At 52.6% G+C, this 25211-nt stretch carries 25 protein-coding genes; 15 read left to right on the forward strand and 10 right to left on the reverse strand.

Annotated elements, in window-relative coordinates; translation table 11 throughout:
* Positions 1–83 precede the first annotated feature (83 nt).
* The gene (locus BV494_RS23680; protein WP_104925226.1) at positions 84–2465 is read right to left on the reverse strand and encodes a membrane-bound PQQ-dependent dehydrogenase, glucose/quinate/shikimate family; all 2382 of its coding nucleotides are present in this window, start codon (positions 2463–2465) and stop codon (positions 84–86) included.
* Between the two features lie 669 nt (positions 2466–3134).
* On the opposite strand from BV494_RS23680, the gene BV494_RS26205 reads away from it, so the two are divergent.
* Together BV494_RS26205 and metQ are read left to right on the forward strand one after the other, a co-directional pair.
* Complete coding sequence (locus tag BV494_RS26205; RefSeq protein WP_226790113.1) at positions 3135–3326, forward strand: hypothetical protein; 192 nt, start codon at positions 3135–3137, stop codon at positions 3324–3326.
* Between the two features lie 623 nt (positions 3327–3949).
* Positions 3950–4762, forward strand: a complete 813-nt coding sequence (metQ, locus tag BV494_RS23690) for a methionine ABC transporter substrate-binding lipoprotein MetQ (protein ID WP_104925227.1) — start codon at positions 3950–3952, stop codon at positions 4760–4762.
* Between the two features lie 85 nt (positions 4763–4847).
* Here metQ and BV494_RS23695 read toward each other — a convergent pair whose 3' ends face one another.
* Positions 4848–5027, reverse strand: a complete 180-nt coding sequence (locus tag BV494_RS23695; protein ID WP_104925228.1) for a GDFGVC terminal motif YodC-like protein — start codon at positions 5025–5027, stop codon at positions 4848–4850.
* Between the two features lie 145 nt (positions 5028–5172).
* Between BV494_RS23695 and BV494_RS23700 the strand changes: the two genes are divergently transcribed.
* Positions 5173–5604 (forward strand): OsmC family protein, encoded by a 432-nt coding sequence (locus BV494_RS23700; protein ID WP_104925229.1) that lies wholly within the window; start codon positions 5173–5175, stop codon positions 5602–5604.
* A 64-nt stretch (positions 5605–5668) separates the two neighbouring features.
* Here the strand turns inward: BV494_RS23700 and BV494_RS23705 are convergent, their stop codons facing one another.
* Together BV494_RS23705 and BV494_RS23710 are read right to left on the reverse strand one after the other, a co-directional pair.
* Positions 5669–6193: a GNAT family N-acetyltransferase gene (locus BV494_RS23705; RefSeq protein WP_104925230.1), complete on the reverse strand. Its 525-nt coding sequence runs from the start codon at positions 6191–6193 to the stop codon at positions 5669–5671.
* 3 nt (positions 6194–6196) lie between these two features.
* Positions 6197–6466 carry a type II toxin-antitoxin system TacA family antitoxin gene (locus tag BV494_RS23710; RefSeq protein ID WP_104925306.1) on the reverse strand — a complete coding sequence of 90 codons (270 nt, stop codon included), beginning with the start codon at positions 6464–6466 and terminating at the stop codon, positions 6197–6199.
* A gap of 390 nt (positions 6467–6856) precedes the next feature.
* Here BV494_RS23710 and BV494_RS23715 point away from each other — a divergent pair, with 390 nt between their 5' ends.
* The 9 genes from BV494_RS23715 (at position 6857) to BV494_RS23755 (ending at position 17155) form a co-directional block, all read left to right on the forward strand.
* Positions 6857–7765 (forward strand): LysR substrate-binding domain-containing protein, encoded by a 909-nt coding sequence (locus BV494_RS23715; RefSeq protein WP_104925231.1) that lies wholly within the window; start codon positions 6857–6859, stop codon positions 7763–7765.
* Between the two features lie 146 nt (positions 7766–7911).
* Positions 7912–9375: a gamma-aminobutyraldehyde dehydrogenase gene (locus BV494_RS23720; protein WP_104925232.1), complete on the forward strand. Its 1464-nt coding sequence runs from the start codon at positions 7912–7914 to the stop codon at positions 9373–9375.
* Between the two features lie 34 nt (positions 9376–9409).
* Positions 9410–10549 (forward strand): putative ABC transporter substrate-binding protein YdcS, encoded by a 1140-nt coding sequence (ydcS, locus tag BV494_RS23725; protein WP_104925233.1) that lies wholly within the window; start codon positions 9410–9412, stop codon positions 10547–10549.
* A 154-nt stretch (positions 10550–10703) separates the two neighbouring features.
* Positions 10704–11726 carry an ABC transporter ATP-binding protein gene (locus BV494_RS23730; protein ID WP_104925234.1) on the forward strand — a complete coding sequence of 341 codons (1023 nt, stop codon included), beginning with the start codon at positions 10704–10706 and terminating at the stop codon, positions 11724–11726.
* A gap of 15 nt (positions 11727–11741) precedes the next feature.
* Positions 11742–12674, forward strand: a complete 933-nt coding sequence (locus BV494_RS23735; protein WP_104925307.1) for an ABC transporter permease — start codon at positions 11742–11744, stop codon at positions 12672–12674.
* Positions 12664–13470 (forward strand): ABC transporter permease, encoded by an 807-nt coding sequence (locus tag BV494_RS23740; protein WP_104925235.1) that lies wholly within the window; start codon positions 12664–12666, stop codon positions 13468–13470. The genes BV494_RS23735 and BV494_RS23740 overlap by 11 nt, the downstream gene beginning before the upstream one ends.
* A gap of 12 nt (positions 13471–13482) precedes the next feature.
* Positions 13483–14901 carry a gamma-aminobutyraldehyde dehydrogenase gene (locus tag BV494_RS23745; RefSeq protein WP_104925236.1) on the forward strand — a complete coding sequence of 473 codons (1419 nt, stop codon included), beginning with the start codon at positions 13483–13485 and terminating at the stop codon, positions 14899–14901.
* 326 nt (positions 14902–15227) lie between these two features.
* Complete coding sequence (locus BV494_RS23750; RefSeq protein ID WP_104925237.1) at positions 15228–15875, forward strand: hypothetical protein; 648 nt, start codon at positions 15228–15230, stop codon at positions 15873–15875.
* A 122-nt stretch (positions 15876–15997) separates the two neighbouring features.
* The gene (locus tag BV494_RS23755) at positions 15998–17155 is read left to right on the forward strand and encodes an O-antigen ligase family protein (protein ID WP_192938200.1); all 1158 of its coding nucleotides are present in this window, start codon (positions 15998–16000) and stop codon (positions 17153–17155) included.
* 344 nt (positions 17156–17499) lie between these two features.
* On the opposite strand, the gene BV494_RS23760 is transcribed toward BV494_RS23755, so the two are convergent.
* From BV494_RS23760 to BV494_RS23770, 3 genes are all read right to left on the reverse strand, one after another.
* Positions 17500–17928 (reverse strand): hypothetical protein, encoded by a 429-nt coding sequence (locus BV494_RS23760; RefSeq protein ID WP_226790114.1) that lies wholly within the window; start codon positions 17926–17928, stop codon positions 17500–17502.
* A gap of 235 nt (positions 17929–18163) precedes the next feature.
* The gene (gene tehB, locus BV494_RS23765; protein ID WP_104925240.1) at positions 18164–18763 is read right to left on the reverse strand and encodes a tellurite resistance methyltransferase TehB; all 600 of its coding nucleotides are present in this window, start codon (positions 18761–18763) and stop codon (positions 18164–18166) included.
* A 97-nt stretch (positions 18764–18860) separates the two neighbouring features.
* Positions 18861–19442 carry a nuclear transport factor 2 family protein gene (locus tag BV494_RS23770; RefSeq protein WP_104925241.1) on the reverse strand — a complete coding sequence of 194 codons (582 nt, stop codon included), beginning with the start codon at positions 19440–19442 and terminating at the stop codon, positions 18861–18863.
* Between the two features lie 108 nt (positions 19443–19550).
* On the opposite strand from BV494_RS23770, the gene BV494_RS23775 reads away from it, so the two are divergent.
* Positions 19551–20435 carry a LysR substrate-binding domain-containing protein gene (locus BV494_RS23775; protein ID WP_104925242.1) on the forward strand — a complete coding sequence of 295 codons (885 nt, stop codon included), beginning with the start codon at positions 19551–19553 and terminating at the stop codon, positions 20433–20435.
* Between the two features lie 15 nt (positions 20436–20450).
* On the opposite strand, the gene BV494_RS23780 is transcribed toward BV494_RS23775, so the two are convergent.
* Together BV494_RS23780 and BV494_RS23785 are read right to left on the reverse strand one after the other, a co-directional pair.
* Complete coding sequence (locus BV494_RS23780; RefSeq protein WP_104925243.1) at positions 20451–20975, reverse strand: GNAT family N-acetyltransferase; 525 nt, start codon at positions 20973–20975, stop codon at positions 20451–20453.
* 117 nt (positions 20976–21092) lie between these two features.
* A complete protein-coding gene (locus BV494_RS23785) occupies positions 21093–21977 on the reverse strand; it encodes a LysR family transcriptional regulator (protein WP_104925308.1) in 885 nt (294 codons plus the stop codon).
* A 115-nt stretch (positions 21978–22092) separates the two neighbouring features.
* On the opposite strand from BV494_RS23785, the gene BV494_RS23790 reads away from it, so the two are divergent.
* Together BV494_RS23790 and BV494_RS23795 are read left to right on the forward strand one after the other, a co-directional pair.
* Positions 22093–23445 carry an MFS transporter gene (locus BV494_RS23790; RefSeq protein WP_104925244.1) on the forward strand — a complete coding sequence of 451 codons (1353 nt, stop codon included), beginning with the start codon at positions 22093–22095 and terminating at the stop codon, positions 23443–23445.
* 17 nt (positions 23446–23462) lie between these two features.
* Positions 23463–23852 carry a DUF4440 domain-containing protein gene (locus tag BV494_RS23795; protein WP_104925245.1) on the forward strand — a complete coding sequence of 130 codons (390 nt, stop codon included), beginning with the start codon at positions 23463–23465 and terminating at the stop codon, positions 23850–23852.
* A gap of 84 nt (positions 23853–23936) precedes the next feature.
* Here BV494_RS23795 and BV494_RS23800 read toward each other — a convergent pair whose 3' ends face one another.
* A complete protein-coding gene (locus BV494_RS23800; protein ID WP_104925246.1) occupies positions 23937–25208 on the reverse strand; it encodes a c-type cytochrome in 1272 nt (423 codons plus the stop codon).
* Positions 25209–25211 lie beyond the last annotated feature (3 nt).

Below are 25211 nucleotides of genomic sequence, written 5' to 3' on the forward strand. Positions count from 1 at the left end.
TCGGATATTTTGCGGGATCCCCAAACAAAAAAGCCCGCCAGTTCACACCGGCGGGCTTTGTTTTTCGACAAAATTAAATCGAATTACTTCTGATCAGGCAATGCGTAAGCAATCACGTAGTCGCCGCGTTCCGGGGACTGACGGGCGCCACCGGCGCTGATGATGATGTACTGTTTACCGGTTTTCGGGGAAACGTAAGTCATCGGGCCGGACTGGCTGCCCACCGGCAGGCGGGATTTCCAGATTTCTTTACCGGTTGCGGTATCGAACGCGCGCAGATAGAAATCTTGCGTACCGGCGAAGAACAGCAGGCCGGATTGCGTTGACAGGCTCGCGCCCAGCGTTGGCATACCGACTTCCATTGGCATACGCATTTTGATGCCCAGCGGACCGGTGTCTTTCACCGTACCGACAGGAACCTGCCAGACGATTTTACCGGTTTTCAGGTTAACCGCAGACATCGTACCGAACGGTGGTTTCTGGCAAGGAATGCCCAGCGGAGACAGGAAACGCTCGCGGACTGCGCCGAACGGCGTACCGTCCATCGGCACCATCCCCATCTCGATACCGCTCGCGCCGGTTGGCACTTTGGCACGCGGAACCATGTAGTTCGCCAGACCCAGACGCATATCATTCACGAACATGATGGCGTTGTTCGGATCAACCGACACGCTGCCCCAGTTCATGCCGCCCAGAGAACCCGGGAATTGCAGGGAACGATCCAGACCCGGAGGCGTATAAACGCCTTCGTGACGCATACCTTTAAACTCGATGCGACACAGCAACTGATCCATCGGCGTTGCGCCCCACATGTCAGACTCTTTCAGCGTCTGGTTGCCGATGTTTGGCATACCGACAGAGAAAGGCTGCGTTTTTGAGTAGCGTTCGCCAGGGACGTTACCCTGCGGCACTTCGCGGTTTTCCACTTTCGCGACCGGCTGGCCGGTTTCGCGGTTCAGCATGAAAATCATGCCTTGTTTGGAGGTCTGCACCAGAACCGGCGTGCTGCCACCTTTACCGTCCGGCAGGTCATACAGCAGCGGCTGAGACGGCAGGTCAAAGTCCCACAGATCGTGATGTGTGGTCTGGAATGTCCAGCGAACTTTACCGGTTGTGGCCTCAACAGCAACTACGGATGAACTGTATTTATCGTCCAGCTCGGTACGCGTGCCGCCGAAGAAGTCAGGCGTGGCGTTGCCGGTTGGCATATAAATCAGACCCAGTTTCGGATCATAAGACATCGCTGACCAGACGTTCGGCGTACCTCGGGTGTACGTCTCACCTTCTGGCGGCAGCTTGGTGATGTTCGGGTTACCCGGATCCCATGCCCAAACCAGTGCGCCAGTGTGAACGTCAAACGCACGCACCACGCCCGGAGGTTCGCCGGTGGAGAAGTTATCGGCAACACGGCCACCGACCACAACCACATTACCCGCGACCAGCGGGGTAGAGGTCTGCTGGTAGTAACCCGGTTTCACTTCGCCCATGCCGACTTTCAGGTCAACCACGCCGTTGTCACCGAAATCAGCACAAGGCTTGCCGGTGTCAGCGTTGATGGCGATCAGACGTGCATCGATGGTTGGCAGGAACAGACGACGTTCGCAGGTTCCGCTGACGGGGCCGCCGGTCGCTGCTGGCGCTTGTGGCGCAGGGCTGTTCTCGTAATACCCCAGACCACGGCAACGCTGCCAGTTTGGTGCGGTAGAGTTGGAGTCGTAAGCCCAAAGCTTTTTACCGTCATCCACAGAAAGCGCGATCACTTTGCTGTACGCGGTACACACAAACAGCTTGTCGCCGATTTGCAGCGGCGTGTTTTGGTCTTCTGCGCCGGAACCGTTGCTCTGCGGGATATCGCCGGTATGCGCAATCCACGCAACCTGCAATTTATCGATGTTGGTTTTATTGATCTGATCCAGTGCAGCAAAACGGTCGCCTGCGGTGGTGTTACCCCAGTTCGCCCAGTTTTTCTGCTCCGCGCCTTTATCAACCGGTTTAACCGGAACCTGATCGGTGTCGGCGCTAATGATTGGCGTCGGCACGAACGTGTTACCGAATGCCGCGATCAGGGCAACGGCCAGCACAGCGGCGAGCGTGAAGCTCGGGCCTTTGCGGGCAATCAGTCCCGCGCGCGTTTTCAGCAGCGGATACGCCAGTGCGACGAGGAAGGCCAGCACACCAAAGGTGAACAGGCGGGAGAACAGCGGCCAGAAGGTGAAACCGGCGTCCCAGATAGCCCAGATAACAGAAAGCACGAAGGCGACGGCGTAAAGCCACGCGCCAGAAGGCTTGCCTTTGAAAATTAAAACGGCTGAAACGATGAGTGCCAGACCCATCAGCAGGAAGTAAACGCTTCCTCCCAATGTGGCCAGATACGCACCGCCGATGCCGAGTGTCAGGCCGATAACGGCCATCAGCGCACTCAGCAGCCAGAGGAGCCAGGTCCATTTACTCTTAGTTGTTGGCATTATTTATCTCACTGCACTTATGTTGTAGACAAAATTATTGTAGTCAGGATGTGTGAAAAGCTGGAAACACGTAATGAACACCCGTTATCAAATGAACCAGATAGGACAATTTCGCGGAAATAGTAATACTTCTCATCGGGGTTGTGAATGTGTAACGAAGAGTTTGAAATTAGGTAAATTATTATAAGTGAGATTACTCTTTGTGCGGCCACGGGTTATCGTGTTGATATTTAATAGTTAAAAAAAACAACTTATTCAAATAAATGATATTTAAACGGCGATTTATATCTTTTAAGTCTATATGCCCGCACTATTTGCCCACAAACGCGTAACGAAAATAGAGAATGTGACTGGAATCACAAAAAAATGTGATCTTGTGTGAACCTTCCGGGGCGTTTTGCTGATGCAGCAGTGAGGTGAAGATCACTGTGCAGGATAGCAGCTGCGCCCCTCAATTCAGCAGGGAACGTTAATGGCTAAATTAGTTACAACATACTCTATATGTGGAAAGATCTCCTGTCCGCGTAATCTGTGCGTGCCCACAAATTGGCGGCATCAGATCCCTCTGCAAGCCGCATCGCAGGCGGGGTCTGGCGAAGTCCAAAGGGTGATTAGAAATACTCTGACGGTCATTTTAAAAATCTTGGGTACGCTGACCACGAAATCACCGTGCCTGAATCTCCGGACTTTTCAGGCATCGCCCGCTTTGTTTTAAACCTGTCCGGCGTTGCTTTGTGCGTATTCCAGACATCGCTGGCGCTGGGCGCGCTGTTCGGCGGGATCCTTGCGATCAGGAAATCTTTCCACATAAGCCATTCTGACCTCTCTGAAACCTGCCTCGAGGGGCATTATTTGATTTAAGGCAATGTCAGCTCAATTATTGTTCGCACGAACTTCACAGCCCTGCTATTTTTTTAATGGGATTTAAACGGAGGGAGTGCGTTATATGAAAGTATTGAGGAGTGAAAGGGACTATATATCGTGGATGTTTGAAGACTACTTCCGGTTTTCAGATGCCACCGTCTCACCGTTAATGAGTGACGAGGAAATTCAGCAGGCTCTGGTTGAATTGCACCCTGATTCTTTTCCCTGTATTGGGTATTTAACATCCTCGTCAATTGGTTGTATTTACAATGTAAATTATATTTCCCCCGACACGATTTCTGCATGGGCAACGGAATTAAGCGTAGGGTAAATTCATTTCATCTGTAATGACATACCCCATATAAAACATGGCCTTAAGAATAATCCTAGGCTGTGTTTTGTTTTTATCAAAACAAAATGTATGAAAGTTAAACAACAAATCGACAACGCCCAGGTTACCGACTTATTAAATTAACGTATAAATCCCCGCCAAAAATGCCCATTTTTGCATTAGGTTATTTCTTTTTCGTATTTGCCCATGTGGAAACGTTTTGAAACACTGGGTTCGTCAAGCCACGGCTTCAATTTGAACACTTATATTCACGGAAAGAGTAAACCTCATGCGCACCGCAATAAAATTTTCACTCCTGGCGTTATCGCTGGTTGGCGCACTGTCGCTGACCGCTTGTGATCAAAAATCTCAAGAGAACCACATTAAAGTGGGCATCAGCGCGGGTATCGACCAGCAGATGTGGGAAACCATCAAGAAGACGGCCAAAGATAAATACAATCTGGATGTCGAAGTGGTGACGTTTAATGATTTCGTGTTGCCTAACTCCGCGCTGAGCAGCGGTGATATTGACGTCAACTCCTTTCAGCATCGCCCGTATCTCGACAAACAAGTTAAAGAGCGAGGTTACAAACTGGTGGAAGTAGGTAAAACCTTCGTTTATCCGATCGCGGCGTATTCACGCAAAATCAAATCTATCGATCAGTTGAGCGATGGCGCGCAGGTTGCCGTACCGAACGACCCGACCAACCTCGGCCGCTCGCTGTTGCTGCTGCAAAAACAAGGGCTAATCAAACTGAAAGACGGGGTGGGTTTGCTGCCAACGTCGCTGGATATCATTGAGAACCCGAAACATCTCAAGATTGTTGAGATTGAAGCCCCGCAGCTGACACGTGCGATCGATGACGACAAAATTGAACTGGCGATCATCAACACCACGTATTCTGGTCAGGTTGGTCTGACGCCGGGCAAAAATGGTTTGTTTGTGGAAGACAAAAATTCGCCTTACGTGAACATCATTGTGGCGCGGGAAGATAACAAAGACAGTCAGGCCGTAAAGGAGCTGGTTGAGGCTTATCACACGGATGCGACGGTAAAAGCAGCGGACGCCATCTATCACGGTGACGCGGTCAAAGGCTGGTAATAGGATAGGCGTCAATAAGTAATCATTGAATCCTGAGATTTTCTAATCTCAGGATTTTTTGTATCTGCAAACCAAAAACCGATTTTCAGCAGACGCCGAAATCACCGTCTAAGTGATACAGGTTCACGGAATCAGCGGCCACTTCGATCTCTTTTTTTGAAAAGTCATCTGTGCGCGCGCACCACAGCGTCTCGCCTTCCACGCGCAGCACAATCATTTGCGGTCCGCCGGTTTTTGACTGAACCAGATCCTGAGGTTTAAACATGTTTATCTCTCTGTTTTTTGTGAAGGTGAATGAATTCTGTGGTTTACGATAAAACCGCGCTGAAGTCGCATAGCCCGGCGATCCTCGCGAAACACAGCACTGAAGCTATACTTATAGCCAATGTAATACAAACCGGAGGAAAAACATGACCATTCATAAGAAGGGATCGGCGCACTGGGAAGGCGATATTAAACACGGTAAGGGTTACATCTCGTCTGAAAGCGGTGCCCTGAAGGATCAGCCATACGGATTTAACACGCGTTTTGAAGGCAAGGTCGGGACCAACCCGGAAGAACTGATTGGTGCGGCGCATTCCGCCTGCTTCTCGATGGCGTTATCGCTGATGCTCGGCGAAGCAGGGCACACGCCGGAAAGCATCGATACCGTTGCGGACGTGTCACTGGATAAAGTGGACGGCGGATTTGCCATCACTAAGATTGCGCTCGACAGCAAAATCAAACTGCCGGGTATCGATAAAGACAAATTTGACGAAATCATCAAAAAAGCCAAAGCCGGCTGCCCGGTTTCACAGGTGCTGAAAGCGGAAATCACGCTGACTTATCAGCTGGAAAACTGATGTTTGGCTGAAGCCGTCAGCGTTTGAAACGAACAAAGCCACGCGATGTAGCGTGGCTTTTGTGTTACTGATGGGCAAAAAGTTCTTCTATCGACTTCGTCGGCAGGAAAAGCGAATTTGCGTTATCACCAGTGAGTGATATGAAATCCAGTTTCAGATAGAACTGTTTCGCACGCTCGTTGAGCGCGTCTACAAACATCGCATGGACACCGACGGCCTTCGAAGCATGGAAGACGACGCCCATCGCATGTGTGACAAGCGTGGTGCCCCATTCCTGCCCCTGTAAATCTTTATGAACCGCTAAACGTCCTAAGGTAATGCTTGGAACGTTTTCATAAGGTACTTTTCGCTTCTGGCTATTCGTGGGAAGTGTTTCCTTTTCAAAACAGCTCCCGGATAACGTGTAGTAGCCGAGTACTCTTTGTTTCGGCTCTTTAGTCGTGAGCAGATAAGCGCGTAAAATCCGGTTCTTATGCTGACGAGCCAGATGAGCGGTAAGAAAATTATTCAGAGACTCTTCGCCACAATCGAAATCTGATAAATCATATTCGTCATCTTTAGAAAAAATTCCAATGGTTAAATCAGCCACGCCTTACTCCATGTTTTTAAGACGTTTTGCCGCTCGTTTTAGCCTGTCATTCAGCACTGGTGGGTGACTAATCGCATCCATCACCAGATTCCAGGATTCGTTGTTAAGGATCAGACGTCGGTGCTGTTCAATAACTTCCGCAGCGCGTTTAGAAGCACTGGCAACCATAAATTGGGTAATTGTCTGGTTGGATATTGCCGCCGCTTCTTCGATCGCGCTCTTGTCGTCGTCACTTAACCTGAGATCGATGCGCTGTTTCTTTGGTGCTGGCATTATGAACCCCTCAGCTGCTAACCCGGAGGCAGCGGCCATGCTGTTTGCTTTCAGATATTCAAAGAGATTGAGACTTGCGATATGTACGGTTTTATTCCGTACAGTGAATATAGGTTCAATCAGCGAATGTTTCAATTGATATGTCCTCTCCGTTGCTGCTGGTGTGCACTTGCCTGAACGTGTGTCCATTTTTTCACCCGATGCCAGTGCCGTAACTTATCCCTTTCCGCGCAACCGTTCGAACGCTGGTTTCCTGTTTTCCATCACACCTCGAAAACTTAATTCTCCGCCGGTTTGACAAAAATCCGCTGCCTGCCATTACTTGATCATTCCCTTAAACCGAATGCGGGGTGTCAGCGTTCGATTATATGTAGAGGTTAAGTTGCCGCCATGCTGACGTTACGCCAGATCCGCCATTTTATTGCCGTCGCCGAAACCGGCTCGATTTCTGCAGCTGCGCAGGCTTCGTTTGTTTCGCAATCGTCGTTAACGCAGGCGATTCAGCAACTTGAAGTGGAAACCGAAGCGCGGCTGTTTGACCGTCACGCGAAGGGAATGACGCTGACACATCAGGGGCATCAGTTTTTGCGCCAGTCGTATCTGATCCTCGCGACCGTTGATAACGCCAAACGCAGTTTGCAACTGGGCACCGAAAGCGTGACCGGGCAAATCACGCTAGGCGTAACCAGTCTGGTGGCCGGGTATTTTCTGGTGGATTTACTCAAGCAGTTCAATGCCTACTACCCGAACGTCGAGGTGAAAGTCGTCGAGGATGAGCGCCAGTACATCGAACATCTGCTGGTCAGTGGCGAAATTGATATCGGCGTGCTGATCCTCTCCAATCTTGAAGACCGCGATGCGTTGCAGACCGAAGTGCTGACCCATTCCTCTTATCGCCTGTGGCTGCCGCCGCTGCATCCGCTGCTGGAGCGCGAAAGCATTTCGCTGGCGGATATTGCTAACGAACCGCTGATACAGCTCAATGTGGATGAAATGGAAAAGCACGCGCAGCGGCTGTGGGCGCGGGCGGGGCTGAAACCAAATATCGCGATGAAAACCGCCTCAACCGAAGCCGTGCGCAGCCTGGTGGCGGCAGGGCTTGGCGTGTCCGTTCAGCCGGACATGGCGTACCGCGCGTGGTCGCTGGAAGGCAATATGATCGAAGCCAGCAAACTGGAGGATTCCATCGAGCCGCTGGATATCGGGCTGGCCTGGCGGCGCGGCAGCGCGCGACCTGAGCTGGTGACGCCGTTTCTCACCATTGCGCGGGAAAACAGCGCCAAGCGACGTCCGGCTTAACGGAGCATTCGTTTTTTCCGAACGCTGCCTTCAGTAATTGCTATTTGTTGCCCTCAGAGAAATTACCTAATGTGAAGAGACGAATTGTTACTAACAAATAACATTTTTGTTAATACACGATGATTGTCTTCTCTGTGGGGTAAGCGATGTCGGATGCAGAATTTGTTGCCCGTTTTTCTGAAAAACATGCGATTAACGGCGACCTCCAGACCGGCGAGGGCGCCACGCAAAGTATTTTCAATCCCGCCACCGGTGAAGTGATTGCCGAAATCGCTGAAACCTCGCTTTCTCAGGTCAGTCAGGCTGTCACCGCCGCCAATAATGCTTTTCTGCGCTGGTCGCGCACCACGCCCGCTGAACGCGCTTCGGTGCTTTTGCGGATTGCCGACGCTATCGAAAAACAGGCGTCATCGCTGGCGCAGCTGGAATCTATTAACTGCGGGAAACCGCTCCATCAGGCGTTGAAAGACGATCTGCCCGCCGCCATCGACGTTTTCCGCTTCTTTGCCGGTGCGGTGCGATGTCAGCAGGGGCAGCTTTCCGGCGAATATCTGCCCGGCCACACATCGATGGTGCGCCGCGATCCGCTGGGCGTAGTCGCATCTATTGCGCCGTGGAATTACCCCCTGATGATGTCAGCGTGGAAAATTGCACCGGCGCTGGCCGCGGGAAATACCGTTGTCTTTAAACCTTCCGAACATACACCGCTGACCATTCTTGCGCTGCTGCCTGCGTTACAGGAAATCCTGCCGCCCGGCGTGCTGAACGTGATCACAGGCAGCGGCGAGGGCGTCGGTAATGCGCTGGTCAGCCATCCGCATGTTCGCCTGATTTCGCTGACCGGCGATATCGTCACCGGTCAGCGCATTCTTCAGGCTGCGGTCAAAACCGTGAAACGCACGCATCTGGAGCTGGGCGGGAAAGCGCCGGTGATTGTGTGTAATGACGCCGATATTGACGATGTGGTAGAGGCGGTCAGTCAGTGGGGATATTACAACGCGGGGCAGGATTGTACGTCCGCCTGCCGTGTCTATGCGCAGGCCGGAATTTACGAACGTCTGGTGGAAAAACTGGGCGAGGCGGTCTCGCAGTTATCTTTCGCGCGCAAAAATGACAACGAAAACTTTATGGGGCCGCTCATCAGCAGCCGTCAGCGCGATCGCGTTTCAAGCTTTGTGGAACGGGCGCTGAGCCAGCCGCACATCGAGCGCATCACCGGCGCGGCGTCGCATTCCGGCCCCGGTTTTTATTACCAGCCGACGTTACTGGCAGGCTGTCTGCAAAGTGATGAAATCGTCCAGCGCGAAGTGTTCGGGCCGGTCGTGAGCGTCACGCGGTTTGACACCATTGCGCAGGTCGTCAGCTGGGCCAACGAATCAGAATACGGACTGGCATCGTCGGTCTGGACACAAAATATCGACCTGGCAATGCAAATCTCTTCCCACCTGCAATACGGCACCACCTGGATTAACACCCACTTTTCTTTAGTCAGCGAAATGCCCCACGGCGGATTAAAACGCTCCGGGTACGGCAACGATCTTTCCAGTTATTCATTACAGGATTACAGCGTAGTCAGACACATCATGGCGAAGTTCAAACCACAATTCTAAAAACACATCTATGACGACAGGACAGGAGTAACCGATGAAAAAGCTATCTGCTATTTGTTTGGGCCTGCTGAGTTTTTTAAATACTGCTGTGGCCGCGGAAACGCCGGCAAGTTTGGGCAAAGGCGAAGGTCAGTTAAATATTGTGGCCTGGCCGGGGTATATCGAGCGCGGTGAAAGCGACAAAAATTACGACTGGGTGACCCAGTTCGAAAAGCAAACCAGCTGCAAGGTGAACGTGAAAACCGCGGCGACGTCCGATGAAATGGTCAGCCTGATGGCGAAAGGCGGCTATGACCTGGTGACGGCGTCCGGCGATGCGTCGTTACGCCTGATTTACGGTAAACGCGTACAGCCAATTAATCCGGCGCTGATCCCCAACTGGAAGAGTATCGACCCGCGTCTGACGAAGGGCGCATGGTTTAACGTTGGCGGAAAAGTGTACGGCACGCCGTATCAGTGGGGGCCCAACCTGCTGATGTACAACACCAACACTTTCCCGACCGCGCCGGACAGCTGGGCGGTCATTTTCGTTCCGCAAAATCTGCCGGACGGCAAACCCAATCAGGGGCGCGTGCAGGCCTATGACGGCCCGATCGCCATCGCGGATGCCGCGTTGTACCTGAAAAGTACTCAGCCGGATCTGAAAATCGACGACCCGTACCAGCTCAACGAAACCCAGTACGCCGCCGTGCTGAAAGTGCTGCGTACGCAACATCCGCTGATCCACCGTTACTGGCACGATGCGTCGGTACAGATGAGCGACTTCAAAAACGAAGGCGTGGTTGCCAGCTCTTCCTGGCCGTATCAGGCCAATGCGCTGAAAGGCGAGAAACAGCCGATTGCCACTGTATTCCCGAAAGAAGGCGTCACCGGCTGGGCGGATACCACCATGTTAGCTGCTGATTCCGAACATCCAAACTGCGCGTATCAGTGGATGAACTGGTCGCTTGAGCCAAAAGTGCAGGGCGACGTCGCCGCGTGGTTCGGCTCCGTGCCTGCGGTTCCGGCCGGATGCAAAGCCAGCCCGCTCTTAGGCGCGGAAGGCTGCGAAACCAACGGCTTCAATAAGTTTGCGTCGATTTCCTTCTGGAAAACGCCACAGGCCGAAGGCGGTAAGTTCGTTCCCTACAGCCGCTGGACACAGGACTACATCGCCATCATGGGCGGCAGATGATCCGCTTTATCCTTTGAGCCGTCTCTGCGTTGGCTGCGTTCGCGAACCCCGGTCACTTACTTCAGTAAGCTCCCGGGGATTCACTTAGTTGCCGCCTTGATACAACTCAAATGATTTTGCGTTTGATTTCGGTGAAAAAATCCAGGAGCACTTTATGCCTGCCGTACAGTTCATCAATGTTTCCCGTTTATTCGGGGAAGTGAAAGCCGTCGATAATGTGTCGATTGATATAAAGGACGGCGAGTTCTTTTCTATGCTCGGGCCTTCGGGCTCGGGGAAAACAACCTGCCTGCGTCTGATCGCAGGTTTTGAAACGCTGACATCCGGATCCATTCGTATTCACGGGCAGGAGGCCTCAAAACTTGCGCCGTATGAGCGCGACGTGAATACCGTTTTTCAGGATTACGCGCTGTTCCCGCACATGACGGTGCTCGATAACGTCGCTTATGGCCTGATGGTCAAAGGCGTGGGGAAAAAAGAGCGGACGCACAAGGCGATGGAAGCGCTGGAACGCGTGGCGCTCGGTTTTACCGCCGCACGTAAACCGGCATTTTTGTCCGGCGGCCAGCGTCAGCGTGTGGCGCTGGCGCGTGCGCTGGTCAATCAGCCGAGTGTGTTGCTGCTCGATGAACCGCTTGGCGCACTGGATCTCAAACTGCGAGAGCAGATGCAGGGCGAGCTGAAAAAGCTGCAGCGCGAACTGGGCATTACCTTTATTTTTGTCACCCACGATCAGAGCGAAGCGCTGTCGATGTCCGACCGCGTCGCGGTATTCAACAACGGTCGCATCGAACAGGTCGATACGCCGCGCGAGCTGTATCTCAACCCGCGTACCGCGTTTGTCGCGCAGTTTGTCGGCACCGCGAACGTGCTGACTTCCGATCTTTCCCTCAAACTCACCGGTCTTTCCGGCAGTCGTTCCATCCGCCCTGAACATATCCGCCTCACGCCGCAACCGGTGGCCGGAACGGATACCGTACAGGTCAGCGCCATCCTCAAAGATATTCATTTCCAGGGAGCGGCAACGCGCTACGAACTGGCGCTGGAAGGCGGTGAAAAGCTGTTTGTCAGTGAGGCCAATAACCTGTCGGTCAGCGCGAAAAACACCTTCCATCAGGGGCAACCGGTGGTGGCCTGTTGGGACAAAGATGCCATGGTGGCGCTGCTTGAGGGTTAAACGATGGATATCAGTATGACTCCTTACGAGAAGCGATCGCGGCGCGGCCGGGCGCTGGTGACATTCCTGCATCGTCGTCCCGGTTTTTATCTGGCGCTACTGCTGGTGCCGCCGCTGCTGTGGTTCGGCGCGGTGTATTTAGGCTCGCTGTTTGCGCTGTTGTGGCAGGGTTTTTATACCTTCGACGACTTCACCATGACGGTCTCCAACACGCTGACGCTGGCCAACTTGCAGGCGCTGTTTGATCCGGTGAATGCCGACATCATTATCCGCACCGTGACGATGGCGCTGCTGGTGTCATTTTTCAGCGCGGTGCTGGCGTTTCCGATTGCGTATTACATGGCGCGTTACATCACCGGCAAGAAAAAGGCGTTCTTTTATATCGCCATTATGATGCCGATGTGGGCGAGCTACATCGTCAAAGCGTATGCGTGGACGCTGCTGCTGTCCAAAGGCGGCGTGCTGCAATGGTTCCTGGAACATCTCGGGCTGGAGCCGCTGCTCACGGCGGTGCTGAGCCTGCCGGGGATCGGCGGTAACACGTTATCGACGTCCGGGATTGGCCGCTTCTGGGTCTTCGTCTACATCTGGCTGCCGTTTATGATTTTGCCGATTCAGGCCGCGCTGGAACGCCTGCCGCCGTCGCTGATTCAGGCGTCGGAAGATTTAGGTGCGAAACCCTGGCAGACGCTGCGCTACGTGATTTTCCCGCTGGCGGTGCCGGGGATTGCCGCCGGTTCTATTTTCACGTTCTCGCTGACGCTGGGCGATTACATCATCCCGCAACTGGTGGGGCCGCCGGGGTATTACATCGGCAACATGGTGTATTCACAACAAGGTTCGATCGGCAATATGCCGATGGCCGCCGCGTTCACGCTGGTGCCTATCGTGCTGATCGCGCTTTATCTGTCGATGGTTAAACGATTGGGGGCTTTCGATGCACTCTAAACGCGCACCCTGGTTACTTAAATTGTCCGCGTGGGGCGGGCTGGTTTTCCTGCATTTCCCGCTGCTGATCATCGCCGTCTACGCCTTTAACACCGAAGACGCGGCGTTCAGCTTTCCGCCGAAAGGCTTCACGCTGCACTGGTTCGCCGTGGCAGCCGGGCGTCACGACATTCTCGACGCCGTCTGGCTCTCTGTACAAATCGCCTGCTACGCCACGATTATCGCGATGGTGCTGGGCACGCTGGCGGCTGCGGCGCTGTATCGCCGGGATTTCTACGGCAAAAACAGCATCACATTATTGTTCATGCTGCCTATCGCGCTGCCGGGGATCATCACCGGGCTGGCGCTGCTCAACGCCTTTCACGCCGCGCAAATCGAACCGGGAATGCTGACGATTGTTATCGGCCACGCCACGTTTTGCATGGTGATTGTTTACAACAACGTGATTGCGCGCTTCCGGCGCATTACGCACAGCCTGATTGAGGCGTCGATGGATCTCGGAGCTGACGGCTGGCAGACCTTCCGCTACATCATTTTGCCCAACCTCAGCACGGCGCTGCTGGCGGGCGGAATGCTGGCGTTCGCGCTGTCTTTCGATGAAATCATTGTGACGACATTTACCGCCGGGCACGAACGGACATTGCCTATCTGGTTGCTCAATCAGCTGGGCAGACCGCGCGAGGTGCCGGTGACGAACGTCGTCGCGCTGAGCCTGATGGTACTGACCATGTTCCCGATTTTAGGGGCGTGGTATCTGACAAGAAACGGGTCTGATGTGGCCGGTGACGGCAAATAATAAGGAAGAATAATGCAAACGAAAATGCTGATTAATGGTGAGCTGGTTGCCGGAGAAGGGGCGTCATTACCGGTTTTCAACCCGCATAACGGACAGGAAATTGTGCGTCTGGCGCAGGCCAGCGAGCAGCAGACCCAACAGGCCGTCGATCTGGCGCATCGCGCATTCACCGACTGGGGGCAAACCACGCCGAAAACCCGCGCCGAGCTGCTGCTGGCGCTGGCCGACCGCATTGAAGCCAACGCCGAAACGCTGGCAAAACTCGAGTCCCTGAACTGCGGCAAACCGTATCATCTGGCGCTGGGCGATGAGATCCCGGCGGTGGCCGATGTGTTTCGCTATTTCGCCGGTGCCAGCCGTTGCCTGAACGGTTTAGCCAGCGGCGAATATCTGGCCGGACATACGTCGATGATCCGCCGCGACCCGCTGGGCGTGGTGGCGTCTATCGCGCCGTGGAACTACCCGCTGATGATGGCGGCGTGGAAAATCGCCCCCGCACTGGCGGCGGGCAACTGCGTGGTGATCAAACCTTCCGAGATCACGCCGCTGACGGCGCTGAAGCTGGGCGAACTGGCGCAGGATATCTTCCCGGCTGGCGTGCTGAATGTGCTGTTCGGCGACGGTCAGACGGTCGGTAATGCACTGACGCATCACGATAAAGTCCGCATGATTTCCCTGACCGGTTCTGTCGCGACGGGAGAAAGGATTGTTGCGCAGGCCACCAGCGGCATCAAACGTACGCATATGGAACTCGGCGGTAAAGCGCCAGTAATTGTGTTTGATGACGCGGATATCGATCAGGTGGTCGAAGGCGTGCGCACGTTTGGCTTCTACAACGCCGGGCAAGACTGTACCGCCGCCTGCCGCCTCTACGTGCAAAAAGGCGTGTATGCCCGGCTGGTCGCGGCACTGGGCGAAGCGGTTTCCACCCTGAAATTAGGCACCGATGAAAACAGTGAAATGGGCCCGCTGGTTTCTGCGGCGCATCTCGAACGTGTCGAAGGTTTCGTGCAGCGCGCAAAACAGGTGCCGCATATTGAGGTGGTGACCGGCGGAGAGCGCGTCTCCGGCGAAGGTTACTACTTCCAGCCTACGGTGCTGGCGGGCGCGCGACAGGAAGATGAAATCGTCCAGCGCGAAGTGTTCGGCCCGGTCGTCAGCGTGACGGAGTTCGACACCGAAGAGCAGGTTCTCGACTGGGCAAACGAATCAAATTACGGGCTGGCCTCGTCAGTGTGGACGCAAAACATCGGCCGTGCGCACCGCCTCAGCGCCCGCCTGCAATACGGCTGCACCTGGGTGAATACGCACTTCATGCTGGTCAGCGAAATGCCACACGGCGGCCAGAAACAGTCCGGCTACGGTAAAGATATGTCGATGTACGGGCTGGAGGATTATACGGCGATCAGGCATGTGATGATTAGGCATTAAAAACTTGGGATGAAAGAGCCGCATATGAACTGTGCGACTCTTTCAATAACCTATATCTATTTGTGAATTGGTTTAGATTAAAACTCAAAAGAACGCTGATGCTTTCAGTTCTTAATGTTACTTCATGTATCCATGTATGACTGGGTAATTAAAAAATCTCAGTGATAAAAATATATACTCTTTTTCCGATTAGGTTATTTTAAGTAAAACTGAAGTGGAGGGGAATATATTTAGAGAGTAACTTTCTCTAGAAATAAATAAGTACTGTACGCATTCATTGAATTGCTATATAATAGGCGCGAATATATATAGTGGAACAATAGTATATGAAAATTGTAACAGTCTTGCGTTCAGGTGGCGATTATAATGAAAAACATGTTCATTGGTTATATAAGCAGTTGCCATCGGAGTGTGAGAAGGTTTGTCTGACAGACTTGGTTATTCCTGGTGTCGAAACGGTAAAACTGACCACTAATTTCCCCGGTTGGTGGTCTAAAATAGAAATGTTTGATCCTGAAAAAATTAAAGATGATATTTTTTATCTTGATCTGGATGTGGTTGTCTTGGGCGACATTAGCGAAATGTTAGCGCACAAAAACCTTACCATGCTAGATGATTTTTTCTTTCCAGAAAAAACGCATAATTCTGCAATCATGAGAATCCCTCATGATGAAAAACATAAAATATGGGACGAATTCAATCGATTTCCTGATTTATTTATGCGGAGATATAAAGACGGTGGTGATCAAGAGTTCATCAGTAAACTATTTCCACACGCGCAGACCTGGCAAAAAGAATTTCCGGGACAGATTGTAAGCTATAAAAAAAATGTCGTTAAAAAATCGAAGAAGAATCACCATGCTGTAGGTGATGGAACCTTGCCTTCAAACGCGAGGATTGTCTGTTTTCATGGTAAACCCCGCCCGTGGGACTGTGAAGAGCTATGGGTTCCAGAATTCAATATGAGTAAATAATGTAAATGGCTAAAACGTTGCGTATAAAACCAGTAGAATCATCTTTACTGATACCGTTTTTGATGATTCTAAGTTCTGCTGTAGTGCTTCCCGATAAAATTTTTGGGAGGAACTTATTCTATTTGGCAATAATCATTGTCACATTTATTTCAGCCTTTCATTTTAAAGGGTTGGGTAAATATAAAGAGAACTGGCTGTTGGCTGCTGCATTTCTGTGTGTGGGATTAAGCCAGTTATTCTGGGTTGAGCGTTTCCCTGGTGCCATTGATAGTATCTATATGGCCGATGAAAATTACCACCGTACTTCTGTTTATTTATTACTTGGGGCAGTTTTAACATTTTTCTCTGTGCCCTTTAAGATCGAAGGTAAGCGCCGTGTAATAATTATGCTGATGGCTTTTTTGGGCTTTATTTATCTTGGTTCGCGCGGGCTTTATTATGTCCTTACAAACCCGGAAGGGAGACTAAGAATTGACAGCGCCGCGACGACTTCTGCTTATTTGTTTGTGATGCAAAGCTTTCTTACTTTGTATATCGTTTACGCGATGAATTGTCGTGGGAAAAAGTTAATCTGTGCACTGGTTGTTTTTATCACATTTTTAATCATTCTTCTTACTCAAACAAGAAGCGTACTGATTATCTATCCATTTCTCTTGTTAGGATTTGTGATTATAAACAAGATGTATCCATTGCGCTCTGTTATGTTGTTCGCTCTGTTTAGTGTCGGTTTGACCGCCGCAATTTCTGGTTTGTTTTTACATAATTTGCAAGAACGTATGATCGGAGCCTATTATGAAATAAGCGGCTACGAAACAAATAATGATACCTCTTTCGGTTCCCGAGTGAGTATGTGGAAATCTGGAATTTATGCTATTGAGCAGCATCCCTTCGGACAGAGCACCTCAACTCGTTTTAACGAAGTCAAAAGTTATATGGACAATAATGAACGGGGTAATCCTGAAGGGGTGAGAAACTCTATTTATCATCTGCATAATGATGTTATAGAAAGTTCTTCTCTGCAGGGGATATTAGGCGGTGTTGCGTTGCTTTTTCTTTTCTCATCTCTGATTGTATTTTTCTACAAAAAGAACCTGCTCAAAATTGCACTACCCTTCCTTATATTGCCCGTGATCCTGTTTGGTATGGTCGATACGTTATTTATCAATGACCGCTTCATTGTTATGTTTTGCATGCAGGTTTACCTGTTTTCAGCAATTCAAAATTGTGCAAGGGAGGACGTTCCTTCTGAACCGTTTGGTAAGCAAATGACTGATTTATAATAAATTATTTTTATGTCTTATGTAGACAGTGTTCTGACTTTTAGAAGGAAACCAAAGTTAACAGCATTTGCCGTTTCTTGATATCCTTTCAGACCAACTCTGGAAAGAAGACCGGCATGTAAATTGGAGAGGTGAGTAGAAATAATTTTTTTATCAGGCTAATAGTCCTAATCGCAATTATTGTTAAATGTGATTAGGAGGAATCTGAGAAGATGAGTTCGCCCCTTCAAGAGCTAAGCCAATATGAGTGCCGGAGATAAGCGCCGGGTGGGGTAAGAGTTAATGCAGAAGGTCGCCAGCTGGCGACCTTTTTGTTGTCTGACGGGAAGCTGCTGTGCGGTTTCTTACGCTTCGCCGGACGTCGCGATCTTTTTGCGGGCAATGTCGATGAACAAAATGCTGGCAGCAAACGAAATTCCTGATCCGATGATCATGGAAAGCAGATAAGAAGTGACGTAATTATATTCTTTATCTATTAATGTCTGCTGTTCTGAAATTAAATCAATGTTGTCAATGACATAACTCCGGGCTAAAAAGAAACCTGCCCATAAGGCACCGCAGACAATGAAACAGGTATAACAGACGTACGAGAATTTTTTATCAATATAATCAAGATAGAACTTGGGGTCTGAATAGGCCATCTTGAGAAGACCTAAAAAACAGCCCAGATAAATACCGATCAACCACTTCATTACGTCCCAGTTCATAAATGTCTCTGAATGTTGCCGCTGCGGCAGTAAACGATAGATAGAAGCTATGTCCGGATGCTCCAATTACGCATCGCTTAACAGCTGCCAAAACCTTAACAATTTGATTTTACGTTGTTTTTGTCGTAAATAACGCGGCGTATTATCACACACACTTCAACATTCTGGCAAGATTGTTCACGCTGTCGAAAGAGTGAAAAAGGTTAAAGAAAGTCCTAAATTGCGGAGCGTAAACAGAAATAAAAAGAGCCGAAGATTTCTCTGTCGGCTCTTTTTTAGCAATAAACGTTTTAATGCTTAATTAACGCTTTTTTGCCAACAGCGTGGCAAAACGCAGTTTGTAACTATTGCCATTTTCGTCGCGCTTATGCAGCTCGCCGACATCTTCGTTGTATTTCACGATTTCCCAGCCTTCGTAATAATTACGCAACTCTTCCGGCTTGAAGGTAAACGGGAAAGGCAGCGGACACGGATAATCCGGGCTGTCCATGGCCGCGACAATCAGGTTGTAGCCGCCGGACTTTGTCGCCGCATGCATATCTTCGATGATGTGCGGGATACTGTCTCGCTCCAGGAACATCATCACCACGGTGGAGAAAATGAAATCGTACTCGCCGCTGAAACGGTGTGAGTTGAGATCTGTCTCGCTTATCGCGATATTTTGCAGTGATTCTGCGGCGATGATTTCATTCACTTTCGCGACGCTCATCGCGTTGTTATCCCAACCGGTGACGTCAAAACCTTTCAGGTTCAGGTAAAGCGAATTACGCCCGCTGCCGCAGCCCAAATCCAGCGCTTTACCCGGCTGGACATAATTTGCGGCGTTGATGATTTCAGAGTGGGTGCGGGTCAGGTCGTATTTTTCGGTGTAAAAATCTTCGTGCGCAATGGGCTGAGTCATCCCTGGTTTCCTCTAATAGTGAATCGAATATCCGCTATTATCCTCCAAAATGACGCCGGGGCCATTACCCTTAGTGATCAGCTCTGTCGTTCAACGCTTACGCTGCCAGCCAGATCTGCGCGCTGGCTTTCATCTTCTGCTCGAGTTCGCTGCCGCGTGTCGCAAATATACGGCTCAGCGGGAAACCGCTTTTTTCCAGCAGATAAGCCAGGGCGGCGTACTCACGCGGGTACTTCGTCACGATGCTCTGGTCAATTTCCACCGGGCCTAGCGGGAAGGTGAAGGTACCCATATCGTAAACGCTCTGACGGTGGAAGAGTTTCCAGATGCCGTCGCGTTTTTCGGCCAGATCGTAAAAACGGTTATGGCATTCGCAGCCCAGATTCAGTTTGATGTTCTCGCCGATGATTATCGCGTTGGTTTCCAGAATCGCTTTGTTTCGGCTGTCATTAAATGTGACGGCAGGGGAGCCAATCAGGTGTTTGGTGCGCAAATCCGACGCGCCCATACGCATTGAGCCATCGACAAAATCGCTCGCCAGCCCTTCAAACCAGGTGATTTCAATGGTGCCGTCGGGGTGGAACAGATTGCGCAGCCCGTCCCAGTTACCCAGGTCGCGGTGCATCCAGCCATTCATCAGGTCATTAAGTTGCTGACGGTCTTCAAGTTGATTTTGCATTGTTGTCGCTCCGGTTAGTTGACGGTGTTCAGTTTGGTGGTGAAAGGCGTTAAACTCAAATATATAGATTTGACTGAACAATCACTTTTAATGATTGATGGAGTGGGTATGGATTTGCGTCATCTGCGGTATTTTCTGGCTGTCGCCGAAGAAAAGCATTTTGGCCGTGCCGCTGAACGGCTCAACATCGTTCAGCCTGCTTTAAGTATGCAAATCAAAGCGCTGGAGGCAGAACTGGGTGGCGCATTGTTTATCCGCACCAGCCGTCACGTCGAACTCACGGAGGCGGGACTGCTTTTACAGGCAGAAGCGCAGCGCACGCTGGATCAGGTTGAACATACCCGGCTGGCCGTCGAACGATCGCTGCGTGGGGAAACCGGACGCGTAAGAGTTGGCTTCGCCGGAAACGCCATTTTTAGCGGTAAAATGACCGGCGACTTGCGTCGTTTCCATAAAGCGTATCCCGATGCGGAAATTGTCATTCAGGAAGTCGCGCCGCAGAAACAGGTGGAAGCGATCCTCGCCGGACAGCTGGATATCGGTTATACGCCGGATAACAGCACGACATCCGTCGCTGCCATCAGGGTGCAAAAGGCCGGAAGCTGGGAGATTATGGTGGCAATGACGGACGATCATCCGCTGGCCGGTCACGCCTGTATCACCGTTGAAATGCTTGCAGAACAACCCCTGATTTTGTACGACGCGCACGATACTCATGAGCAGGTTTATCTCATGTTTGCGCAAAGGCTCGGGGATTCGTTTCGTGTCGCGCACCGTTCCGCCAGCACCCTGAGCGTACTGGCGATTGCCGCCGCCGGGCTCGGGCTGGCGCTGATACCGGCACCAGTTCAGCAGGTGAACATACCTGGTTTGCTCTATCGTCGCCTGGATGCGCCAGAGATGATGGCCAATCTGGTGATCATCAGCCGTGTCGCGGAACCCAGCAATGCGGTCACGGCCTACCTTGAGATGGCGGTCCCGACGGTTTTATAACATGTTGTAACGCCGTTAATGCCCGCGCTGATCGGTTTGCCGGTAAAGATAACTGCCGACGCCGTGAACCGGGTCGCCCTGAAAACCGACTTTCTGCATACCGATTTTTTCCAGAACGCGCTGTGACGCCAGATGGTTTTCACGCACAGTGGCGGAGATTTGCGGGAGTCCAAAAAGCTCGAATCCGGAATTCAGCGCCGCGCTGGCAAACTCGGTCGCCAGCCCTTTTCCCCAGACAGACGTCGCAAAGCGATAGCCGAGAAACACGCGGTGATTTTCGTAGCCTTCGCGGATACTCAGCCCGCCAAACCCGATAATGTTGTCCGGCAGCGTATTCAGCGAGACAGCCCAGTGTCCGAAGCCGTAATCGGGCCATTCGCGTAGCCAGCCGTTCAGTTTTTCACGCGCAAATTCGAGATCAGGATACGGACCGCGCGGGTTGAACTGATTAGTCTTTGGGTCGCCATAGATGGCGAAAAGGGAATAGACATCATTGGCCTCAACCGGCCGGAGCGATAACCGCGAAGTTTCGATGAGCATAGTGAACGTTTTCCTCCCGTTAGCTGAAATTAATCTTAGCCTGACTAAGGGACTCTGCCACTGTTTGTCAGGGCAAAAACACTCATTAATTCCCAAAACTACAGGGTCAATATCACTTTAGCCGGCCTGCAAAAAATCAATAAACCGCCGTACTTTCTCGGGAACGTGGCGGGTGTTCGGGTAGAGCGCGAAAATCCCCTGCGGCGGGAAACGATGATCGGGCAGCAAATGGCGCAGGCGGCCCGCGTCGATTTCCGGCTGAACCAGCCAGTCCGGCAGCAATGCGACCCCGGCACCGTGCAGGGCAAACGCCAGCAGCGATGACGCGTTATCAGCGGTCACGACTGGCGGCAGGGTAACGCGAAACGGCGTTTGTTCTCCCTGCGCAGGCGTCACGGGCCAGCTTACCGGCCACGGCAGGCGGCTGTGGGCAATCCATTTTGCTTGTGCCAGCTGTTGCAGATTGATGATGTCGCCGTGCTCATGTAAAAACGCCGGAGACGCAACCGGCATTATGCCAAAACTGCCCAGCGTGGCGGCGTGATGGCTGGAATCTGCCAGCTGACCAAGGCGGATCGCCAGATCGAACCGGCCTGAAATCAGATCATCGTGATGCGATGACGCCACGTGCTGAATGCGCAATTGCGGATGCAGTGCCGCAAACGATGCCAACGCCGGAACGACCACGCGCGCGCCGTATTCCGGCGTACTGGTGATCCGCAACTGGCCGCTCAGCCCGCCGTGATCGCGCCGTACATCGTCGAGCACGGATTCCGCATCCTGCAATAAAATCCGGCAACGTTCGTAAAAGCGTTCGCCGGAATCGGTCAGCGCCAGACGCCGCGTGCTGCGGGTCAGCAGCGCGACGCCGGTTTCAGATTCCAGCTGTTTAACGTTAAAACTCACCACCGCTTTGGTCAGCCCGAGCGTTGCCGCCGCGCCGGTAAAACTCCCCGCCGTCACCACCGCCACGAAAATCTCCAGACGTTGTAAATTCAGCATCATGAATCCTTTGATTGTCAAAATTATTTTGACAGTGTAACGGTTAAGCGCCCGTATATCAGCCATCATTTCTCCGTTACATTGCCCGCCATTCAGGGCTGAGGAGAGATTAAGAATGCAGTACAGGACGCGTGTGGCCATTGTGTATCTGCTGGGATTTTTCGTTGATCTGATCAACATGTTTATCGCCAACGTGGCGTATCCCGGCATCGCCCGGCATTTTGAAGCACCGGTCAGCGCGCTGGCCTGGGTCAGTTCCGGGTATATTCTCGGGCTGACGCTGGTGATCCCGCCCAGCCGCTGGCTGGCTTCACGGCTGGGCGCACGCCGCGTATTCACCGTGTCGCTGGCGATTTTCATGCTGGCGTCGCTTGGCGCAGCGGGTGCGGAAAGCCTGACGTCGCTGACGGTCTGGCGGATTGTGCAGGGACTGGGCGGCGGTTTGCTGATCCCCGTCGGGCAAACGCTGGCCTACGCGCTTTATCGCAGCCACGAACGGGCGCGGCTTTCAGCGGTGATCATGCTGGTTGGCCTGCTGGCTCCGGCGCTGTCGCCGGTCGCAGGCGGCATCATTGTGGATCACCTGAACTGGCGCTGGGTTTTTGTCGCCAGTTTGCCGCTGGCGCTGCTCGCGTGGATTCTGGCGTTATGCTGGCTGCGCGATGTTCCGGCTGAGCCCGCCGTGCGTTTTGATCTGCGCGGGTTTTTGCTGGCCAGTCTCGGGCTGACGTTGATTTTATCGGGCCTGACACATCTGGGGGAACGCAGCGGACTGCCCGCGGGCAGCGCGTTACTGCTGGCGGGCGCGGCGTGTCTTTACGCTTTCGTGCGCGATGCTCGCAGGCGACACAATCCGCTGCTGGATCTGCGGCTGGTCAGGGAACCGCTGCTGCGCACGGCAATGATAATTTACCAGTGCATCCCCGGCATTTTTACCGGCGTGAGCCTGATTGCGATGCTGTATTTGCAGGATGAAATGCAGTTTTCTGCCGCGCAGGCGGGTGGCCTGATGGTGCCGTGGTCAGTGGCGTCGTTTGCGGCTATCGGGTTAACCGGCAAAATGTTTAACCGCACCGGCCCGCGCGCGTTGTTTATCCCCGGCTGTCTGGTTCAGGGCGGCGGAATTGCGCTGCTGGCGTGCATGACTGTTTATCCGCAGGCGTGGCTGGCGGTGGCGGCGTTCACGCTGATGGGATTCGGCAGCAGTTTGTGCAGCAGCACGGCGCAAAGCTGCGCATTTTTACACATCGCCGCGCCGCAGCTGGCCGACGCCAGCGCGCTATGGAACATCAACCGCCAGCTGAGTTTTTGCCTTGGCGTGACGGTCATCAGCGTTCTGCTCAATCTGTTGCAGGCGCATCTGCCGCAATGTGCCTACGAAGTGAGCTTCGGGCTGGCGGCGGTGAGCGTGCTGGTGCCGGTGATATTTTGTCTGAGATTACCGCGCGGGGCGGTGGTGCAGGAATGAACACAACAGGAGGAAACATGAACCGTTTTGTAAAAGAAGTGTTTGATGCGCATGAACTTATCCGGCAGTGGCTGGGCGATGAAAATTCTTCGCAGGCAATTTGTGATGAATTGCTGGCGCGGTTTAGTGCGGATTATTCGATGGTGACACTTACCGGCCACCGGCTGGATTATGCGGCGTTACGCGCATTTTTTACCGCGCAGCACGGGGCGAAATCCGGGTTGAAGATTCAGGTTGAGCAGCCAGAATTCATTGCGGAAAGTGAATTTTCCGCCGTGGTGACGTATCAGGAGCGCCAGCAATTGCCGGGGCAGACGGCGACATTACGCTATTCGACGGTGGTGTTCAGTGTGGACGGGCAGGGCAAAATCCTGTGGCGACATCTTCATGAAACGGCGGCAGCCTGATTTCTGACGTACAGACAAAAAAAAACGGCCTTCCTGCAGGAAAGCCGTTTTGATTTGAAACGCGATATTTAGCTGGCAACGAAATCAGTGGGTCAGCGTTTTTCTCACTTCACTGACGTCTTTCGCTGTTACCGCTGGCGCGTTGTTGCTCCAGCCCTGACGGATAAAGGTCGACAACTGCGCCGCTTCTTCATCGGTCAGACGGCCCGCAAAGCCCGGCATCACCAGCGTTGACGGTGCGCGTGCGGTTGACGGTTGCTGAGCACCGGCGAGGATCGTGTGGATCAGGCCGGTCGGATCTTTAGCATTCACAATCGTTGCCTGATCCAGCTGCGGGAACACGCCCGGCGCGCCTTTGCCGGTCACAAAGTGGCAGGCACCGCAGTTATCCAGATACAAACGCTCGCCTTCGCTGAGGTTTTTCGCCGCCGTCAGTTTGGCTTCGGTTGCGCTGGTTTTCTGCGTCTCCGGTGCCGGAACCGGCGGATTGCCGCCGAGGAATTTGATGTACGCGGCAATCGCCTTCAGATCTTCATCGGTCATGTGCGCGGTACTGTTCTCCACCACCGACGTCATTTCACCACCCACAGCCGCTTTGTCATTGCGCCCTTTGCCCAGATAATCAACGATTTCCTGCTGATCCCAGTGCGCCACGCCGCGCAGCGACGGAACATCCCAGTTATTCAGAGTGCCGCCCGCGAGGAAATCAGAGTCGCTGCTGTCCAGCGCCTTCTCGTTCATCCCCAGACCGCGCGGCGTATGGCAACTGCCGCAGTGCCCGAGGCTTTCGACCAGATACGCGCCACGGTTTACTTCGGCAGACGCGCCGCCAATCGGCTGGAACGGTTTATCGGACGCGAATGCCCAGTTCCAGAAACGCATACCCCAGCGCTGGCTGAACGGGAAGCTCAGATCCGTTTCCGGCGGCTGTTCAGCACTCGGTTTCACGCCCTGCATGAAGTAGACGTAAAGCGCGTGCATATCTTCATCGTTGATTTTGGCATAATCCGGATACGGCATCGCCGGATACAAACGGGTGCCATCCGGCAGCACGCCTTTACGCACGGCGTCTGAGAATTGCGTTTCCGTATAACCGCCAATCCCGTGATCTTTATCCGGCGTAATATTCGTCGAATAAATGGTGCCCAGATTCGAGTTAATCGCCAGCCCGCCGGAAAACGCCGGTTTCCCCGCCACCGTATGGCACGCGCCGCAGTCACCCAGACGTGCAACGTACTCGCCCTGTTTGATGAGCTGCGCGTTATTCGCGTCATCCGCCTGCGCATTGGCCATCAGCCCGGTGCCCAGCAGCAGGGCGTTTGCGATAAATAAACGTTTGAGTTTCATCTTGTTCATCTC

This window comes from Rahnella sikkimica (assembly GCF_002951615.1).
GTDB lineage: Bacteria > Pseudomonadota > Gammaproteobacteria > Enterobacterales > Enterobacteriaceae > Rahnella > Rahnella sikkimica.